Raw genomic sequence first — 18,987 nt, 5'->3', positions numbered from 1 at the left:
AACCCCCCGGGGGACTGCACAAGCGTCACCGCTCTCGATACCGTTGACGGCGATATGGGCCCGTTGATGACGCACAGCGCAGACCACCCGTCCACCTCCGAGAAAACGACCGGACCAGGCTCCGACCTGGAATTCCGCCCTCCCACCATGGAGGAGGGCGCCGCCATGTGGCGGATCGCCCGCGACAGCGGCACGCTCGACCTGAACACCTCCTACGCCTACCTGCTGATGGCCCGCGACTTCGCGGCGACCACCCGCCTGGCGGTGCGTGAGGGAGAAGCTGTCGGGTTCGTGCTCGGCTACCTGCGACCTTCAGCGCCGCAGACCCTGTTCATCTGGCAGATCGCCGTGGACGAGTCCCAGCGCGGGCAGCGCCTCGCCGCCCGCCTGCTCGACGCCCTGCTGGCGGACCTCCCGCAGGTCGCCACGCTGGAGACCACCATCACGGCGGACAACGCCGCGTCCCAGCGGCTGTTCGCCTCCTTCGCCGAGCGCCATGGCGCCGAGCACACGATCGAGCCCCTCTTCGAGGAGGCGCACTTCCCGGACCCCGGCCACGGCGCCGAGCTGCTGCATGTGATCAGCGGACTGCACGCCGGGACCTGAACCCGGGCTCCTCCGAACCACCCGTCGGCGCGGGCGCTTCCGTACGCCCTCGCGCCATCCACAGACCAACGAACCACCACCCAGGGAGATGTCATGACCATGACTGCACCGACCGAGACCACCGTGAAGCCCGAGCTGACCGACGAGGTCAGCGCCCCCACCGTCGACCCGACCGAGCTCGAGTCCGGCGTCCGCAGCTACTCGCGCGGCTGGCCCACCGTGTTCACCCACGCCAAGGGCTCCGTGCTGACCAGCGAGGACGGCCGCGAGTACATCGACTTCTTCGCCGGCGCCGGCACCATGAACTACGGGCACAACCACCCCGAGCTCAAGAAGGTCGTCATCGACCACTACCTCGAGGACCGGGTGGTGCACGGCCTGGACATGTTCACCGACGTGCGCCGCGAGTTCCTGCAGACCTTCGACGCGAAGATCCTCAAGCCCCGCGGCCTGGACTACAAGGTCGCCTTCCCCGGCCCCGGCGGCACCAACGCCGTCGAGGCAGCGCTGAAGCTGGCCCGCAAGGTCACCGGGCGCGAGTCCGTCATCAGCTTCACCAACGCCTTCCACGGCATGACGCTCGGCGCCCTGTCCGTCACCGGCAACTCGATGAAGCGCGGCGGCGCCGGGATCCCCCTGGTGCACGCCACCCCGATGCCCTTCGACGACTACTTCGGCCAGGTCGTCCCCGACTTCATGTACCTCGAGGCGCTGCTCACCGATGACGGCAGCGGCCTGAACAAGCCCGCTGCCGTGATCGTCGAGACCGTCCAGGGCGAGGGCGGCATCAACGCCGCTCGCGCCGACTGGCTGCGCGGACTCTCCGCGCTGTGCACGAAGCACGAGATCCTGCTCATCGTCGACGACATCCAGATGGGCTGCGGCCGCACGGGAGGGTTCTTCAGCTTCGAAGAGGCCGGGATCAAGCCGGACATGGTGACCCTCTCGAAGTCGATCAGCGGCTACGGCCACCCGCTCGCGCTCACGCTGATCAAGCCCGAGCTCGACATCTGGGAGCCCGGCGAGCACAACGGCACCTTCCGCGGCTTCGGCCCCGCCTTCGCGACCGCCACCAAGGCGATCGACCTGTTCTGGAGCGATGACGAGCTCGAGAAGTCCACCATCGCCAAGGGCGCCTACGTGGAGAGCCGCTTCAACCGCATCGCCGCCAAGCACCTCCAGCACGAGCTGATCGTCAAGGGCCGCGGCCTCGCCCGCGGTCTGCAGATGCCCGATGGCGAGATCGCCGGGAAGATCGCCGCCCGCGCCTTCGAGGAGGGCCTGCTGGTGGAAACCTCCGGCCCCTCCGACGAGGTCGTCAAGCTGCTGCCCGCGCTCACCATCCCCGATGAGCTGCTCGCCCGCGGCCTGGACATCATCGAGGCCGCCGTCGACGAGGCGCTCGCCGCCTGAGACCGCTCTTCCGTCGGCCCGCCTGCACCAGAGGGCGGGCCGACGGTCTGCGCCGGGCACCGAACGCCTGCGCAGAACCCCTGACCTGGACCATCCACCGGAAGGACACCCCCATGCTCGTTCGCTCGCTCGCCGAGGTCGAAGGCACCGACGCCGACATCAAGTCCGACACCTGGCGCTCCAAGCGCATCATCCTGGCCAAGGAGGGCGTGGGCTTCTCCGTCCACGAGACCACGCTGTACGAGGGCACCGAGAGCTACTTCTGGTACGCCAACCACATCGAGGCCGTCTTCATCACCCACGGTGAGGGCGAGATCGAGGACCTGGCCACCGGTGAGGTGCACCAGCTCGCACCGGGCACCCTCTACCTGCTCAACGACCACGACAAGCACAAGGTGCGCGTCCGCAAGGAGATCCGCTGCGTGTGCGTGTTCAACCCGCCGGTCACCGGCCGCGAGGTCCACGACGAGAACGGCGTGTACCCGCTGATCACCGAGGACGCCTGAGCACGGCAACGGTTGAGCGCTGAGCCTCAGCGCCCCGCATGACGGAGCCCGGCAGGACCGATGTCCTGCCGGGCTCCGTCATGTCCTGCGTCGTGTCCAGCGGCGGATTCAGCGGGCGGGTGCTCCGCCCCCGCGGGCATGGGTGATCGCGGCGATCCAGGCGGCCCGGCCGGTGACCACGAAGCTGCGCACCGTGCCGTCCCGCAGGGCGATGGCGATCGAGTTCGGCAGCAGCGGAAGCACCCCGAGCAGCTTCGTCCAGGCGGTGCCGACCTCGGCGACCAGTGAGAGCGGCAGCTCTGAGGGGCCGCTGCGCACATTGAACGAGTGAGCGATGAACACCAGGCGCGCGGTGGTCAGGAACAGCTTCCCGCCCGCCGTCTCGGCGCCGCGCTGCATGTTCGCACTCCCGCTGCGCACGAGGGACTCCCCCGCGGCGAGGGGGAACGGGAGGACCGCGGGATCCTCGATGCTCACGCCGTGCGCCGACGCACGATCAGCAGGATCACACCGATCGCCAGCAGCAGGAAGCCGAGTGCCCCGCCGCCGATGCCCAGGAAGATCCCGCCGACTCCGGCCAGGATCCCTCCAACAGAAGCCGGCGGGCCGACCGCGACAGGGGTGCCGCCGCAGTCGATGGTGTATTCGCCGCCCTCTTCCGCAGTGAAGGAGTCGACGGACACCCAGCTCGTCTCGCCGTCCTGGAAGCTGCTGCTCTGCGAGGTGCCTGCACCGACTGCAGGACCGTCCACCATGCAGGTCGGGGTCGGTGTGCCCTCCTCGACGTAGATCTGGAACGTCTCGTCGGCCTCGGCGATGACTGTGCCGCTGCCGCTGTCGAACTCCTCGAGCTCGCTGATGTCACCGATGGCGCCGCCGATGCCTACCACCGCCAGGATCACGCCGATGATCACGCTGAGGGCGAGGATCACGGAGCCGAGGATGATCAGGACCTTCGGCGCCTTGGACGGCTTCTTCACGGGTGCGCCGGGGCCGCCCTGGGGCGCGGAGTAGCCGGCGCCGGATCCTGCATAGCCGCCGTCGGGCGCGGAGTAGCCGCCCTGGGGGCCGGTGCTCTGGCGCCCGGGCTCGCCCGGGGAGGGCATGCCGCCCTGCACGGGGATGCCGTGCTGGGGGGACAGCGGGCGGGACGATGGCTGCTCAGAGGGAGGCTGGGTCACGGGGAGCTCCTGACGTTCTCGAGGGCGACGGGGCCAGGCTACCGTCCGCCCACCGCCCGCCCGCAAGGCCGCTCCCCTGCGGCCTAGACTCGCCTTCATGCCCGATCCCTTCGTCCTCGCCGCCGATGTCGAGACCGAGCTGGTCGAGAAGCGCTCCCGGTTCCTCACCCGGCTGCACCGTGTCCAGGAGGTCGAGCAGGCCGATGTTCTGCTGCGCGCGGCCCGGACGCAGCACCCCGATGCCCGCCATCACTGCACCGCCCTGGTGCTGGGCGAGACCGCGGAGCGGGCGGAGATGCACCGCTCGAACGACGATGGCGAACCGTCCGGGACCGCGGGGATGCCGATGCTGCAGTCCCTGCTGCATGCGCGCCTGGTGGACACCTTCGCGATCGTGATCCGCTACTTCGGCGGGGTGAAGCTCGGTGCGGGAGGGCTGGTGCGCGCCTACACCGCCGGGGTCGAGCTGGCGGTCACGGCGGCGACCCTGCTGCGCCGCACCGAGCTGGTGATCGCGCAGATCGAGGTGCCCCCGGCGGAGGTCGGCATCGCCGAGAACTCGGTGCGCCTCTGGGCCGCCGCCCGTGGCGCTGCGGTCGTGCCGACGCAGTACTCCGCCCGCAGCGCGCTGCTGACGGTGCTGGTCGCGCCCGAGAACTTCGACGAGCTCGCGGCGGACACCGCCCGCTGGTCCTCAGGGCGCCGCACCGTCGAGGACGCAGGGCGGCGCACGGCCGACGTCCCGCTCTGAGCGCCCGGGGCTTCGAGCACCGCGAGCTCCGAGCGCTGGCGGCTCCGCGCACCGGGGGCTCTGCGCTTCGTGCTCAGATGTCGTCCTCCGCCGGAGGCCCGCCCTCGTTCTCCCAGTTCTCCAGCCGCTTCACGGTGCGCGGATTGAACTTCTGACGCACGCCATGGCCGAAGCCGGCGTGCTCATCCGCCGGCAGCAGTTCGATGCCGAACTCCTCGAGCGCGACGTGGAGCCGCTGCTCCTGCTCCGGTGTGAGGACGCGGAGCCCGCGCTCCAGGCCACGCAGGTGCTCGACCTCCAGGCCCGACTGCTCGGAGACGTCGAGGAGGGAGACCTGGGCGAGGGCCCGCGCAGCCCGGGCCAGATCCGCGGTGATCAGGGGCGCTGTATTGGTCATGACTCCAGACTGGCTCATTGCGCAGGAAAGCACCAGGGCACAGCCGGGCAGGACCAGACGGGAGCCGGCCGGGGCGGGGCGGGGAGAGCAGGCGGGAGCGGGATAGTGCGCACGAGAGCGTGCAGGCCGGGGCATGACAACGGCGCCGCCCCGGAAGATCCGGGACGGCGCCGTCGAGGGTGCGGCGCCCTTAGGCGCACGCGTCAATCAGTCAATCAGAAGCTCAGGCGCGGTTCTTCGTCGCGAGGCTGTAGATGAACATGACGATCAGGGCGCCGATGACGGCGAGCAGGATCGTCCAGAGGCTCCACGGGTTCTCCATGATGCCGCTGATGCCCGAGCCACCGAGGAGACCGCCGATGAAACCGCCGACGATCGCGCCGATGACGCCGAGGACGATGGTCGTCCCGAGTCCCATGGACTGCTTGCCGGGCATGAGGGCCCGAGCGATGAGACCGATGAGCGCGCCGATGATGATCCAGGAGATGATGAGTCCGATGAGGCCCATTGTCGAATGTCCTATCTACGAGGGGAAGAGAAGGGTACAGCCACACCATTCTGGTCGTTTCCCCTCGCCTCTTCGCGCAGGACTGTGAACACGCTGGTCACAGAGGCGACCGAGTGGTCCATAAACCGTTATTGAAACTTGGGTCACCTTGTGTGCGGGAACTTCGGGGAGCCCCGATTACCCTCTTCTCGCGTCTCGCCCACCACCCGCTGGTCCGCTCCTGGACGGTTCCGCGTCATCTTGAGGGGACACACTTCTGCTGTGAATGACTCTGCACATCTCCTGCCCGAGCTGCTCGCCGGGAACAGGGCGCCCGCGCCGACCACTTTGGTGGCGCTCTTCCGCCAGGTCGTGGCGGAGTCCGGGGACGCCCCCGCCGTGGACAGCGGGCTGGACACCCTGACCTATTCCGAGCTGGACCGGGCCGCGACCGAGCTCGCCGCCCGCCTCGCCGACCAGGGCGTGCGCCCTGGCGACAAGGTGGGGGTGCGGATCAAGTCCGGCACCACCGATCTGTACGTCGCGATCCTCGGCATCCTGGTCGCCGGCGCCGCGTACGTCCCGGTCGATGCTGACGATCCCGATGAGCGCGCCCGGGTGGTGTTCGAGGAATCCGCGTCTGTCGCCGTGATCGGCAACGACCTGGTCATCACGCCCACTGCCGTCGGCCGCGCAGCCACAACAGATGGCGACAATGTTGGCGACACTGTTGGCGAGACAGCTGGCGACACAGCTGGTGACGCGACCGTCGGGCTGCGCGAGGTCGAACCCGGGGACGATGCCTGGGTCATCTTCACCTCCGGCTCCACCGGGAAGCCCAAGGGGGTGGCGGTCACCCACCGCAGCGCCGCCGCCTTCGTGGAGGCCGAATCACGGATGTTCCTTCAGAACTCCCCGATCGCCCCCGGCGACCGGGTGATGGCCGGGCTCTCCGTGGCCTTCGACGCGAGCTGCGAGGAGATGTGGCTGGCCTGGGCGTACGGAGCGTGCCTGGTGCCCGCACCGCGCTCGCTGGTGCGCTCGGGCGTGGACGTCGGCCCCTGGCTGTCCGCCAACCGCATCAGCATCGTCTCCACCGTGCCCACCCTGGTGTCGCTGTGGCCGGACAGCGCACTGACCGAGGTGCGGCTGCTGATCATGGGCGGGGAAGCCTGCCCGCCCGAGCTCGCGGCGCGGCTCCAGGCCCCTGGCCGCGAGGTCTGGAACACCTACGGCCCCACCGAGGCGACGGTCGTGGCCTGCGGCGCGATCCTCGACGGGACCGACCCGGTGAGAATCGGACTGCCCCTGGATGGCTGGGACCTCGCCGTGGTCGATGCCGAGGGGCGGCCCGTGCCCGCAGGCGCCTCCGGCGAGCTGATCATCGGCGGCGTGGGCCTGGCCCGCTACCTCGATCCGGAGAAGGACGCGGAGAAGTACGCCCCGATGCCGACTCTCGGCTGGGACCGCGCCTACCGTTCGGGCGACATCGTCCAGAACGACCCCGCGGGGCTGCTGTTCGCCGGCCGGGCCGACGACCAGATCAAGCTCGGCGGCCGCCGCATCGAACTCGGCGAGATCGACGACCAGCTGCTGCGCCTGCCCGGCGTGGTCAGCGCCGCTGCCGCCGTGCGCTCCACGAAGTCCGGCAACCAGCTCCTGGTCGGCTACCTCACCGTCGACGCCGGCTATGACGCCACGATCGCCAAGGAGCTGCTGCGCCAGCGGATGCCCGCCGCGCTGGTGCCGCGCCTGGCGGTGATGGACGAGCTGCCCACCCGCACCTCGGGGAAGATCGATCGCGACGCGCTGCCCTGGCCGCTCGCGCGCCGCGGCGCGCCTTCGGCGGCGCTGTCCGGGACGGCCGCCTGGATCGCGGAGATCTGGGGTGAGGTGCTCGGCGCTGAGGCCACCTCCGGAAGCGATGACTTCTTCGACTTCGGCGGCGGCTCCCTCACCGCCGCGCAGGTGGTCAGCCGGTTGCGGGAGAAGCATGCCGAGCTCGCCGTCGGCGACATCTACGCCCATTCCACCCTCGCCTCCCTGGCCGCGTACCTCGACGAGATGGGCACCTCCGCGGTGGCGAGCGACCGCACCGTGGCGCCGCTGCGACGCCGCACCCAGGTCGCCCAGCTGCTCGCGCTGGTGCCGCTGCGGGCGCTCGCGGCACTGCGCTGGATCACCTGGCTGATGCTCGCCTCCACCCTCGGCGCGGCCCTCACCGATCTGCCCTGGCTGGTGGCCTTCCCGCTGTGGCTGGTGATCCCGCTGGCCGTGGTGATGCTGCTGCCGCCCGGTCGGATGATGCTCGCCGCACTGCTGGCACGGGTGCTGCTGCGCGGGGTGCGGCCGGGCAGCCACCCCCGCGGCGGCCGAGTCCATCTGCGGCTGTGGCTGGCGGAGAAGGTCCAGGAGGAGCTCGGGGCGACGAACCTCGCCGGCGCCGCCTGGTTCCCGCTGTACGCGCGCCTGCTCGGGGCGCGCCTCGGCAAGGACGTGGACCTGCACACCCTGCCCCCGGTGACCGGGATGCTGGAGATCGGTGACGGCGCCTCGATCGAGCCCGAGGTCGACCTCGCCGGCTACTGGATCGATGGCGACCGGCTGCGGATGGGACAGATCCGGATCGGCAAGCGCGCCCGCGTCGGGGCCCGCAGCCTGCTCGGTCCCGGCGCGAAGATCGGCCCGGAGGCGGAGGTCGCGCCCGGCTCCGCCGTGCTCGGCACCGTCCCGGCGGGCGAGTTCTGGTCCGGCTCCCCGGCCGAGCGCCAGGCGAAGGCCCGCGGTCCCTGGTCCACCGACGCCCCGCGGCGCCGTCCGCTCTGGCTGCTGGTCTTCGCCGCGCTCTCCGTCCTGATCGCCGCTCTGCCGGTGGTGGCGATGCTGACCGGCGCGGCGGGGCTGCTGCCGGCCGTGCATGACACCGACAGCTTCGGTGCGGCGGTGCTCGCCGCGCTGCCCTGGCTGCCGCTCGCGGCACTCGCGGGCTTCGGCGCTCTGATAGTGCTGGTCGTGGTGCTGACCCGGTTGCTGGCGCTCGCGATCCGGCCCGGTCACCACCCGGTCCGCTCCGCGGCCGGGGTGTCCATCTGGGGGACGCTGCGCCTGCTCGACGAGGCGCGCACCTGGCTGTTCCCGATCTATGCCGGGGCGCTCACCCCGCTCTGGCTGCGCCTGCTGGGCGCCAAGGTGGGCAAGGGCGCGGAGATCTCCACGGTGCTGCTGATCCCGAGCCTCGTGCAGGTGGGTGAGCATTCCTTCCTGGCCGACGACACCTTGGTGGGCTCCTATGAGCTGGGCGGCGGCTGGATCCGGGTGGAGCACGTCAAGGTCGGCAAGCGCGCCTTCGTAGGCAACTCCGGGATGCTCGCCGCCGGGCGCAAGGTCCCCAAGCAGTCGCTGGTCGCGGTGCTCTCTGCCGCGCCGCGGCGCAAGACCGCGAAGGCCGGCACCTCCTGGCTGGGCAGCCCGCCCCGCAAGCTGCGCCGCACGGAGGGCGAGCACGACTCCTCCCTCACCTACGACCCGCCCACCGGCCTGCTCGTGCAGCGCGGGCTGGTCGAGACCGGCCGCATCGTGCCGCTGCTGCTGGCCCTGCTGCTCCCGGTGGCCGTCGGCGCAGTGCTGTTCGCGCTGCTGCTGCAGGACAGCTGGGGAGTCATCGCCGCGGTGGTCCTCGGCGGTCCGGTGATGCTCGCAGCCGGAATCCTCGCCGCCGGGATCACGGTGGTGGCCAAATGGATGATCATCGGCAAGCACCGTCCGGGCGAGCACGCCCTGTTCACGCCCTATGTGTGGCGCTCCGAGCTGGCCGACACCTTCACCGAGGTGCTCGCGGCCCCCTGGTTCGCGAATATCACCGCCGGCACCGCGGCGCTGAACCTGTGGCTGCGACTGCTCGGTGCGAAGATCGGGCCGGGCGTCTGGTGCGACCCGTACTGGCTGCCGGAGACGGACCTGGTGACCCTCGGCGCCGGCTCCACGATCAACCGCGGCTGCGTGGTCCAGACCCACCTCTTCCAGGACCGAGTGCTGAGCATGGACACCGTCACCCTGGGCGAGGGTGCCACCCTGGGCCCCGGCGGCGTGATCCTGCCGGCGGCGTCGATCGATCGGCACGCGACCGTCGGCCCCGTCTCGTTGGTGATGCGGGGCGAACGCGTACCACCCGGCACCCGCTGGACGGGCAACCCGATCGGCCCCTGGGAAGAAGAGGACGGCGCATGAGCACCCTCCGTCGACGAACTGTGAGGAACGAACGGGAGGAGATGGACGCATGAGCGCTACTGCCACGGGCAGCGATCCGTACGTCCCCCGGCATGGGGACTCGAACTTCGAGGTGCTCCACTACGACCTGAACCTCGCCTACCGGGTCGAGGGAAATCGGCTGGACGGGGACGCGACGCTGACCTGCCGGGTCCTGGAGGAGGCCGACGCCCTCCACCTCGACCTCCACGGCCTGCATCCCCAGAAGGTGTTCGTGGACGGCCGGGCGCACGGCTTCACCCATCTGCGCGGACGGCTCACGGTGAAGCTCCCGCTGAGCCTCGGAACAGAGCTGACCGTGCGGGTGAAGTACTCCGGCAAGCCCCGCCCGGTGTCCACGCGGGCCCTCGGCTCGGCCGGCTGGGAGGAGCTGGAGGATGGCGTGATCGTCGCCGCGCAGCCGCATGGAGCGCCGACCTGGTTCCCCTGCAACGACCGCCCCGACAACAAGGCGACCTACGCGATCACGCTCTCGGCGCCGCCCGGGTACACCGTCGCCGTCTCCGGGGAGCTGCAGGGCACCAGCCGCAAGGGCAACGCGGTGACCTGGTCCTACCAGCAGACCGTGCCGATGCCGACCTACCTCGCCACCGTCCAGATCGGGCGCTACCGAACGCTCGAGCAGGCGGGCGCACCGGTGCCGGTGCGCACGATCGCCCCGCGGGAGCTCAGCGTCGCGGACCTCGAGGGCTCCTTCGCCCTGCAACCCGCGATGCTCACCTTCTTCACGGGTCTGTTCGGGGACTACCCCTTCGCCTCCTACACCGCGGTGATCACCGAGGACGAGCTGGAGATCCCGCTGGAGTCCCAGGGACTGTCGACCTTCGGCAGCAACTTCGTGGACACCGCCTGGGAGAGCGTGCGACTGATCGCGCACGAGCTGTCCCACCAGTGGTTCGGCAACTCGGTCACGCTCGAGCGCTGGCAGGACATCTGGCTCCATGAGGGCTTCGCCTGCTACTGCGAATGGCTGTGGGCAGAGGAATCCGGGGTCTCGACCGTCCGGGCGGAGGTCGAGAAGCACCACACGCTGCTGGCCGACCTGCCGCAGGACGATCTGCAGCTCGCCGACCCGGGCCCCGCGCTGATGTTCGACGACCGGGTCTACAAGCGCGGCGCCCTCGCGGTGCATGCGCTACGCCTGCACCTCGGGGATGCACGTTTCTTCGAGATCATCAGGGGCTGGCTCACGGAGCATCGCGCCGGCAGCGTGACCACCGAGCTGTTCCTCGAGCATGTGCGGCGCGAGGCCGGCGAGGAGACCGCCGCGCTGCTGTCGCCGTGGCTGTTCGAGACCGCGCTGCCGCCGTGCCCGGTGCCCGTCAGGGCGTCATAGTCGGGGCCCGGGCTCCGCTCGCCTGGGTGTCCGGCCGTTCAATGAATTGCGTATCCGCAAATCTCTCAACAAGCGGACATCACACCAAGCGGGCAGTCCACCACGCGGGCAGGTCACCCCGCCCTCGTGGATCAGAGCCGGGCGAGGGCGGCGACGTGGCCGGGCGGCGCCGGCAGGTCCTCCACCGCGAAGTCCGCCAGGCGCAGTTCACTCATCGGGGTCTGCATCCCCGTCCCGAGGGCCTTGAGCACCGCCTCCTTGCGGGCCCAGAGCACGGCGCGCTCTGGCGGGTCCGCGCGTGCAGCGGCGGCCCGTTCGCTCGGATGCAGCATCAGCTCCGGGTCCCAGCCGCGGCCGACGGCGGCGATCGATTCGAGGTCGACGCCGACGGGTCCACCGGGATTCACCGCCGTCATCAGGTGCTCCCCGCAGCGGGTGAGGCTCACCGGGACCTCGTCCCGTCGGCCCCGCGCTCGGGCCCAGGGACGGCCGTGCGACGAGGAGCCGCAGCGCGGACACGAACGCCCCACCAGCACGTCCGTCGGCGGGAGTCCGAGCAACTCGGCGACGCGAGCGCGCAGGATCGCATCCGGATCCTCCTCCACCCGATGCAGGCGGACGATCCCGGCGGCGTCCAACGGTGCTGTCATGCCGCGCCCTTCTGTCTGCGAGCCTATCTGCGAGCCTGAGTGCGAGCCTGCCAGTGACGTCCTCGACATGCAGGACGGGCCGGGCGTGATCGCCCGGCCCGTCCTGTCATGAGGGGATCAGAAGTCCCAGTCGTCGTCTTCGGTCTCGACGGCCTTGCCCATCACGTAGCTCGAGCCCGAGCCGGAGAAGAAGTCGTGGTTCTCGTCGGCGTTCGGGGACAGCGCGGAGAGGATCGCCGGGTTCACCTGGACGGAGTCCTGCGGGAACAGACCCTCGTAGCCGAGGTTCATCAGCGCCTTGTTGGCGTTGTAGCGCAGGAAGACCTTGACGTCCTCGGTCCAGCCGACGGGATCGTAGAGGTCCTCGGTGTAGACCTCTTCGTTCTCGTACAGCTCCAGCAGCAGCGAGAAGGTGTAGTCCTTCAGCTCCGCCTTGCGCTCGGCCGAGAACTTCTCGACGGCCTTCTGGTACTTGTAGCCGATGTAGTAGCCGTGGACGGCCTCATCACGGATGATCAGCCGGATGATGTCCGCGGTGTTGGTCAGCTCGCCGTGGCTGGAATAGCGCATCGGCAGGTAGAACCCGGAGTAGAACAGGAACGACTCCAGCAGCACCGAGGCGATCTTCCGCTTCTCCGGATCGTCACCCTCGTAGTAGCCCATGATGATCTGGGCCTTCTTCTGGAGCTGCGTGTTCGTCGCACCCCACTCGAAGGCCTCGTCGATCTGCTTGGTGCTGGCCAGGGTCGAGAAGATCTGGCTGTAGGACTTCGCGTGCACCGATTCCATGAACGCGATGTTCGTGTACACCGCCTCCTCATGGGGGGTGACGGCATCCGGGATCAGGGAGATCGCGCCCACGGTGCCCTGCACCGTGTCCAGCAGGGTGAGCCCCGTGAACACGTGCATCGCCATCGTCTGCTCCTCGGGGGAACGACGGCTCCAGGACTGGATGTCGTTGGACAGCGGCACCTTCTCGGGCAGCCAGAAGTTACCGGTCAGGCGGTCCCAGACCTCCTGATCCTTGGGATCGGGGATCCGGTTCCAGTTGATGGCCTGGATCGTCGCGTTCAGGTGGTCTTTCACCGCAGCCTCACTGTCGTCGAAGGGGTCGTCCGGTCGGCGCAGAGGCGCACGGGACCGTTCTCTTCCAGTCTAGGCATCGGCCCGCGCTCGGCGGGGGCCCGGCAGGCCGACGGGGCGGTGGCAATGCCCACCCCGGTCGGCGCTCGGCGTCCCTTGACTCCCGTGCTTGTCTCGGGGCGGGCGGCCGGGTCAGACGACGGCGGTCATCCCGCCGCCGACGTAGAGCTCCTGGCGAAGGCGGGGTTCTTCGGGCCAACGCCTCGGCGGGGGTCTGAGCGGGGGTGCTCTGGACGATGTCGGCAGCTGGCTTGAGAGATGACGGGAGACCGACCTTCGTCGCGTGCCGGCGACCCGCAGGCGCAGGTAGGTTCGAGGCGCTCCACCGTCGGGGCCGCTCCGTCCCGGCACCGCCCGCCAGACCAGACCGAAAGGCCCGTTGTGAGCAGCTCGGCCGCCCCGTCCTCGGACCATACCTCGCCTTCAGCTCCGGCCCGCGCGGGCGCCGCACGCCCGCACGCCGCCCCCCGTTCCCTGGCCCCGGACATCGCCCGCGGGCTGATGCTCGCGCTGATCGCGATCGCGAACGTCTCCTGGTTCCTGTGGGGGCATGAGGGCGGCGTCGGGATGACCCCGCACGTGCCGGCGCTCGGCCCGGCGGATTCCGTGGTGCAGTTCGTAATGACGGTCGCGGTCGATCACCGGGCGATGCCGCTGTTCGCCTTCCTGTTCGGTTACGGCATGGTGCAGTTCTACCGCTCGCGCATCGATCGCGGGATGGAGCCGCGGATCGTGCGACTCATGATGCGCAGGCGGCACTGGTCGATGCTGCTGCTCGGCTTCCTTCACGCGGCGCTGCTGTTCTACGGGGACATCCTCGGCGCTTATGCGGTGGCGGCCCTGCTGGGGGTGTGGCTGCTCTTCGGTCGGCGCACCCGCACGCTGATCATCTGGGCGAGCGTGATCGGCGGGGTGATGGTGTCCTACGCCGTGTTCAGCATCGTCGGCGCGCTGGGGATCATGTTCTTCGCCCCGCCGGAGGTGCTGATCGACATGCAGCAGGGGGCGACCACACCCTTCGCCAACGACTGGTTGCGGGACCTCGCCTACGCCCAGCCGTACCTGGTCTCGATGCTGACCCGGGCTGTGATGTGGGCGATCAGCACGGTGCCGGCCGCCGCCTTCGGCGCCCCGCTGCCGATCCTGCTGGGCTGGATCGGCGCCCGCGCCCGGCTGCTCGACGAGCCCTGGCGCCATACCCGCACGCTGCGACGCCTCGCAGTCTCCGGTATCGCGATCGGCTGGCTCACCGGCCTGCCCGAGGCCCTCGTGATCATCGGCGTCCTGCCGGTGCCGGAGGCGTTGAGCTGGACCTTCCTGGGCCTGACCTCCGTGGGAGGGATCTGCTGCGGGATCGGTTACGCAGCCGCTTTCGGCCTGCTCGCGATGCGCCTGGAGAAGCGGCCCACGGTGGAGGTGACGCCGGAGGCGGCGCCCGACAAGGCTCAGCGCAGAGCCGTGCGCGCCGAGCGGGCTGCGGCCCATGCGGCGCTCTCCCCTGCTGAGCGCGCCTACGGCGCCCTCGCCGCGGAGGCCCCCTCCACGGCGGCGGCGCCGACCGGGCTCGTACGGGCGCTCTCGGCCGTCGGCCAGCGCTCGCTGACCTTCTACCTGTTCCAGTCGCTGCTGCTGGCACCGCTGCTGGCGGCCTGGGGCCTGGGGCTCGCGCCGCACCTCAGCACCGCGTCCGCCGTCGCTGTCGCGCTCGGCGTCTGGCTGCTCTCGCTGCCGCTCGCCGCCTGGATGGACTCCCGGGGATTGCGCGGGCCCGCCGAGGTCCTGCTGCGCCGGATGACCTACGGGAAGCACGATCCGCGGGGCCGGTCCTGACCGGTCCGGCCCCGTGGCGTGACCTCAGGCGATCGCGGACGCGACGCCGAACAGCACCAGCGACAGGATGAAGCCGACGATGGCCATCGCACCCTGGATCAGGGTCCAGGTGGACAGGGTCTGCTTCATGTCCATCCCGAAGAATCGGCTGACCAGCCAGAAGCCCGAGTCGTTGACGTGCGAGAAGCCCACCGAGCCGGCGGACATCGCCATCACGATCGCCACGACCTGGAGCTGGGAGAAGTCGCTGGCGGCGATCACGCCCACCATCAGCGATGCCGCCGTCGTCAGGGCCACGGTGGCCGAGCCCTGGGCGATGCGGACGATCTGGGCGATCAGGAACGCCGCCACGATCACCGGCAGTCCGATGTCGTTGAGCGATCCGGCGACCGCATCACCGATCCCGGTCACTCGCAGCACCCCACCGAACATGCCGCCGGCACCGGTGACCAGCACCACCGAGCAGATCGGCCCCAGTGCGGAGTCGGTGATCTTCTCGATCAGGTTCCCCTTCTTGCCCGCTCCCCAGCCGAGGACGAACATCGAGACCACCACAGTGATCAGCAGCGCGACCGGAGTCTCACCCAGCAGGCGCAGTCCGGAGACGACCGGGTCGGCGAGGAACGCCTCCGGATCCGGCCGTGCGGCGCCGGCGGTGTTCAGCCCGGTGTTGAGCAGGATCAGCAGCAACGGCAGGATCAACAGGCTGATGATCGTGCTCACCCGTGGGTTCGACTCGAAGCCGGTCTTCTCCGACGTGCTGTCGAGGATCGTGGGGATCGGGACGTCCAGGCGCATGCCCAGTCGCGGGGCCAGCAGGATGCCGACCAGGTACCAGATGATCACTGCGAATACGATTCCGACGAGCATCACCAGGCCGATGTCGGCGCCGACGATGCTGGAGGCGGCCACCGGGCCGGGGTGAGGCGGGGCGAAGATGTGCATCGCGCTGAACGCCACCGCCGAGGGCAGGGCGATGGACAGGAACGATCCGCCGACACGGCGCGCGACGGCGTAGATGATCGGCAGCATCACCACGAGGCCGGCGTCGAAGAAGATGGGGAAGCCCATCAGCAGGCTGGCCAGCGACAGGCCGAGGCCGGCCCGCTTCTCCCCGGCCAGGTCGATCATCCGGTCGGCGAGCAGCTGCGCACCGCCGGAGGTCTCGATCATCCGCCCCAGCATCGCGCCGAGCGCGACCAGCAGCATCACGTTGCCGAGCGTGGAGTTGAATCCGAAGCCGAGGGCATCCATGAGGCTGCCGGGGGCGATGCCGGCGATGAGCGCCGTGCCGATCGAGGTGATCATCAGGGCCAGGAAGGCGTGGATCTTGAACGCCATGATCATGACCAGCAGCACGGCCACGGCGGAGACTGCCAGGATCAGCAGTCCCGCCGTACCCAGCTCCCAGTTCAGGACGAGGCCTTCCATGAGGGGCTCCTAGCGGAGGAGGGGAAGAGACGTCGCGCCCCTGGGACCGGGACGCGGCGGTGAGGGTTGCTCGTACCGCATCCTAGGTGCTGGTCGTCACGGCGCCGAGCCCGGTGGTGGCGGCCGCGGCGCCGTCGTCGCGCCCGAGTCCTCAGGTGCGGGCCCTGACCTGCACCCCTTCTTCCTTGCCCCGCCGGGTGGCGGCGTCGGCGATCTCCTCGAAGCGCTCGGGCCAGTCGGGGGCCCGCGCCAGCTGCGCGGCGAAGCCGGCGTCGGCGCCGTCGGGTCGGGCGCGCTGCAGCACCAGCGCGCCGCCCCCGGCCTGCGCGACCAGGCGCACGACCTGCAGCACCTCGGCCTGCAGCGCGGGGGTGACGGTCATGCGCAGCTCGTGGTCGACGCCCGAGTTGAGCAGCATGCCCAGGGACCGCTGCACCTTCGTGGCGGCACCGGCGCGACCCACCAGCGCGGGATAACCGGCCGGCGAGGCCTTGACGTCGAAGCCCACCCAGTCCACCAGCGGGGCCTCGCTCCGTGCCCCGTCCCGGTCCTGGCCCAGCAGTGCCGCGAGCCGGCCCGGGTAGGCGCCGCCGGTGTGGAGCCCGACGGCGAACCCGGCTCCGCGCACCCGGCGGGCGGCGGGCACCAGGGCGTGCTGCATGGTGGCCTCTCCCCCGCTGAACACCACCGCGTCCAGCAGGCCGTGGCGGCGGCCCAGCAGCTGCTCGAGCTGCGCCCAGCCCACTGCGCCGGGGGTGCGCGGGTCCAGGATCGCCGTGTTGTGACAGTAGGTGCAGGTCCACGGACAGCCCTGGCAGAACACGGTCGCGACCAGGTGCCCCGGCCAGTCCACACTCGACAGCGGCACCACACCGGCGATCTGCAGGTCCTCGGCGGCGACCGCAGGCACCACAGCGCCGTCGGCGCTCACGCCGTGCCTGCGGCCAGGCGCTGCTGCTCGGGCACGACGGACCCTGCCCCGACGCCCGAGGCGGCCTCGGTGAAGAAGGTGCGCTCGGCGTACTCGCCCTTTTTGCCAATGTTGAAGGACGCGACGGGGCGGAAGTAGCCCATCACCCGGGTCCACACCTCACAGGCCTGCCCGCAGCGCTCGCACTCGAGGTGCTCGCCCGAGAGGTACCCGTGGGTGGGGCAGATCGAGAAGGTCGGGGTGACGGTGAGATAGGGCAGGCGGAAGCGGGTCAGGGCGCGCCGCACCAGTTCCTTGCAGGTGGCCGCAGAGCTCATCGCCTCGTTCATGTAGAGGTGCAGCACGGTGCCGCCGGTGTACTTCGCCTGCAGCTCCTCCTGCAGCTCGAGCGCCTCGAAGGGGTCCTCGGTGGCGCCCACCGGGATCTGCGAGGAGTTCGTGTAGTACGGGTTCTGCGCGGTGCCCGCGGTGAGGATCCCGGGGAAGCGAGCACGATCCTCCTTCGCGAAGCGGTAGGTGGCACCCTCGGCCGGAGTCGCCTCGAGGTTGTAGAGGTTCCCGGTGGCTTCCTGGAACTCGACCATCCGCTCGCGCACGTGGTCGAGGATCCGCAGGCACATCGCCTGCCCCTCCTCCGTCATGAGGTCGAGGCGGTCGCCGGTGAAGTTCCGGAGCATCTCGTTCATGCCGTTCACTCCGAGAGTCGAGAAGTGGTTGCCGAGGTGGCCCATGTACCGCTTGGTGTAGGGGTAGAGCCCGGAGTCCATCAGCTCCTGCACGGTGGTGCGGCGCCGCTCCAGGGTGTCCTGGCCCAGCTCCAGCAGGTGGTCGAGCGCGGCGATCAGCGCCGGCTCGTCCCCGGCGTGGAGGTGGCCGAGCCGCGCCATGTTCACGGTCACCACTCCGATCGATCCGGTGAGCTCCGCCGAGCCGAACAGGCCGTTGCCGCGCTTGAGCAGCTCGCGCAGGTCCAGCTGGAGGCGGCAGCACATGGAGCGGATCATCCCGGGATCCAGATCCGAGTTCAGGAAGTTCTGGAAGTAGGGCAGCCCGTACTTCGCAGTCATCACGAACAGCGCCTCGGCGTTGTCCGAGTCCCAGTCGAAGTCCTCGGTGATGTTGTAGGTGGGGATCGGGAAGGTGAAGGCGCGACCGTCCGCGTCCCCCTCGGTCATGACGTCGAGATAGGCGCGGTTGATCAGGTCCATCTCTGCGCGCAGCTCGCCGTAGGTGAAGTCCTGGACCTCGCCGCCGATCAGCGGGCGCTGCTCGCGCAGGTCCGCGGGGCAGGTCCAATCGAAGGTCAGGTTGGTGAAGGGGCACTGGGAGCCCCAGCGGCTGGGGACGTTGAGGTTGTGGATCAGCTCCTGCATATGCTGGCGCACCTGCTCGTAGCTCATCGAGTCCAGGCGCACGAAGGGCGCCATATAGGTGTCGAAGGAGCTGAAGGCCTGCGCCCCGGCCCATTCGTTCTGCAGCGTCCCCAGGAAGTTCACGATCTGCCCGCAGGCTGAGGAGAAGTGCCGTGGCGGACGGGAGCCGATCGCGCCGGCCACCCCGTTGAAGCCCTCCTCGAGCAGGGCCCGCAGGGACCAGCCGGCGCAGTAGCCGGTGAGCATGTCGAGGTCGTGGATGTGGAGGTCGCCCTCGCGGTGGGCTCGGCCCGCCTCCGGACTGAACACCTCCTCCAGCCAGTGATTGGCCATCACTTTGCCGGCGGCGTTGAGGATCAGCCCGCCCACCGAATATCCCTGGTTCGCGTTCGCGTTGACCCTCCAGTCCGAGCGCTCCACGTACTCGGTGACGGTCGCGACGGGGTCGATGAGCTGCCGCGCCGTCGACTCGACAGGCAGTGGCCCGGCGGGGGCTGCGGACCGGGCGGGGGTGGGTGCGAACGCGGTCATGGGTTCTCTCCTGAGAGGTGAGGGGGTGGGGCGGGGAGAGACCTCGGGGCAGAAGCCGGGAGGCGGTCGCCGACGAGGGCGATGAGCACACGCTAGGCAGGAACCACAACATCTAGTGCTCGCGACGCGCGGCGCACACAAGCTCTAGTGGTCTT

Annotated in this window: 16 protein-coding genes; 7 read left to right on the top strand and 9 right to left on the bottom strand. The window is 70.0% G+C overall.

Annotated elements, in window-relative coordinates:
- Positions 1-66 precede the first annotated feature (66 nt).
- The 3 genes from ectA (at position 67) to ACT3T9_RS03510 (ending at position 2,525) form a co-directional block, all read left to right on the top strand.
- Entirely contained in the window at positions 67-606 is a 540-nt protein-coding gene (gene ectA, locus ACT3T9_RS03520) for a diaminobutyrate acetyltransferase (protein WP_444502190.1), read from the top strand.
- A gap of 93 nt (positions 607-699) precedes the next feature.
- Positions 700-2,019: a diaminobutyrate--2-oxoglutarate transaminase gene (gene ectB, locus ACT3T9_RS03515; RefSeq protein ID WP_444605975.1), complete on the top strand. Its 1,320-nt coding sequence runs from the start codon at positions 700-702 to the stop codon at positions 2,017-2,019.
- Positions 2,020-2,132: 113 nt separating this feature from the next.
- Positions 2,133-2,525, top strand: coding sequence for an ectoine synthase (locus ACT3T9_RS03510; RefSeq protein WP_345076709.1), 393 nt, complete (start codon positions 2,133-2,135; stop codon positions 2,523-2,525).
- Positions 2,526-2,633: 108 nt separating this feature from the next.
- On the opposite strand, the gene ACT3T9_RS03505 is transcribed toward ACT3T9_RS03510, so the two are convergent.
- Positions 2,634-3,002 carry a GRAM domain-containing protein gene (locus ACT3T9_RS03505; protein WP_441443082.1) on the bottom strand — a complete coding sequence of 123 codons (369 nt, stop codon included), beginning with the start codon at positions 3,000-3,002 and terminating at the stop codon, positions 2,634-2,636.
- Positions 2,999-3,706: a hypothetical protein gene (locus ACT3T9_RS03500; RefSeq protein ID WP_444605974.1), complete on the bottom strand. Its 708-nt coding sequence runs from the start codon at positions 3,704-3,706 to the stop codon at positions 2,999-3,001. The genes ACT3T9_RS03505 and ACT3T9_RS03500 overlap by 4 nt, the downstream gene beginning before the upstream one ends.
- Positions 3,707-3,803: 97 nt before the next feature.
- Between ACT3T9_RS03500 and ACT3T9_RS03495 the strand changes: the two genes are divergently transcribed.
- Positions 3,804-4,457, top strand: a complete 654-nt coding sequence (locus tag ACT3T9_RS03495; protein ID WP_441443084.1) for an IMPACT family protein — start codon at positions 3,804-3,806, stop codon at positions 4,455-4,457.
- Positions 4,458-4,530: 73 nt separating this feature from the next.
- On the opposite strand, the gene ACT3T9_RS03490 is transcribed toward ACT3T9_RS03495, so the two are convergent.
- Positions 4,531-4,854: a hypothetical protein gene (locus ACT3T9_RS03490; RefSeq protein ID WP_442331856.1), complete on the bottom strand. Its 324-nt coding sequence runs from the start codon at positions 4,852-4,854 to the stop codon at positions 4,531-4,533.
- A gap of 223 nt (positions 4,855-5,077) precedes the next feature.
- Positions 5,078-5,362 carry a GlsB/YeaQ/YmgE family stress response membrane protein gene (locus tag ACT3T9_RS03485; protein ID WP_441443086.1) on the bottom strand — a complete coding sequence of 95 codons (285 nt, stop codon included), beginning with the start codon at positions 5,360-5,362 and terminating at the stop codon, positions 5,078-5,080.
- A gap of 261 nt (positions 5,363-5,623) precedes the next feature.
- Here ACT3T9_RS03485 and ACT3T9_RS03480 point away from each other — a divergent pair, with 261 nt between their 5' ends.
- Together ACT3T9_RS03480 and ACT3T9_RS03475 are read left to right on the top strand one after the other, a co-directional pair.
- Positions 5,624-9,568, top strand: coding sequence for a Pls/PosA family non-ribosomal peptide synthetase (locus ACT3T9_RS03480; RefSeq protein WP_444605973.1), 3,945 nt, complete (start codon positions 5,624-5,626; stop codon positions 9,566-9,568).
- Positions 9,569-9,617: 49 nt separating this feature from the next.
- Positions 9,618-10,943 carry a M1 family metallopeptidase gene (locus tag ACT3T9_RS03475; RefSeq protein WP_444600970.1) on the top strand — a complete coding sequence of 442 codons (1,326 nt, stop codon included), beginning with the start codon at positions 9,618-9,620 and terminating at the stop codon, positions 10,941-10,943.
- 131 nt (positions 10,944-11,074) lie between these two features.
- Here ACT3T9_RS03475 and ACT3T9_RS03470 read toward each other — a convergent pair whose 3' ends face one another.
- A complete protein-coding gene (locus ACT3T9_RS03470) occupies positions 11,075-11,593 on the bottom strand; it encodes a 4'-phosphopantetheinyl transferase family protein (RefSeq protein WP_444600969.1) in 519 nt (172 codons plus the stop codon).
- 117 nt (positions 11,594-11,710) lie between these two features.
- Positions 11,711-12,679, bottom strand: coding sequence for a class 1b ribonucleoside-diphosphate reductase subunit beta (gene nrdF / locus ACT3T9_RS03465; RefSeq protein ID WP_441443090.1), 969 nt, complete (start codon positions 12,677-12,679; stop codon positions 11,711-11,713).
- 438 nt (positions 12,680-13,117) lie between these two features.
- Between nrdF and ACT3T9_RS03460 the strand changes: the two genes are divergently transcribed.
- A complete protein-coding gene (locus ACT3T9_RS03460) occupies positions 13,118-14,566 on the top strand; it encodes a DUF418 domain-containing protein (protein WP_444605972.1) in 1,449 nt (482 codons plus the stop codon).
- 24 nt (positions 14,567-14,590) lie between these two features.
- Here the strand turns inward: ACT3T9_RS03460 and ACT3T9_RS03455 are convergent, their stop codons facing one another.
- From ACT3T9_RS03455 to ACT3T9_RS03445, 3 genes are all read right to left on the bottom strand, one after another.
- Positions 14,591-15,997, bottom strand: a complete 1,407-nt coding sequence (locus ACT3T9_RS03455) for a GntP family permease (RefSeq protein ID WP_444605971.1) — start codon at positions 15,995-15,997, stop codon at positions 14,591-14,593.
- 151 nt (positions 15,998-16,148) lie between these two features.
- Positions 16,149-16,928 carry an anaerobic ribonucleoside-triphosphate reductase activating protein gene (locus ACT3T9_RS03450; protein ID WP_441443093.1) on the bottom strand — a complete coding sequence of 260 codons (780 nt, stop codon included), beginning with the start codon at positions 16,926-16,928 and terminating at the stop codon, positions 16,149-16,151.
- Positions 16,925-18,832 (bottom strand): ribonucleoside triphosphate reductase, encoded by a 1,908-nt coding sequence (locus ACT3T9_RS03445; protein WP_441443094.1) that lies wholly within the window; start codon positions 18,830-18,832, stop codon positions 16,925-16,927. Before ACT3T9_RS03445 ends, ACT3T9_RS03450 begins: the two co-directional genes overlap by 4 nt.
- Positions 18,833-18,987: the final 155 nt, after the last annotated feature.

The organism is Brachybacterium sp. AOP29-B2-41, from assembly GCF_052378395.1.
Classification (GTDB): Bacteria; Actinomycetota; Actinomycetes; order Actinomycetales; family Dermabacteraceae; genus Brachybacterium.
Note: the sequence above shows the minus strand (reverse complement) of the source record. Positions and strands in the feature narration are given on the sequence as shown.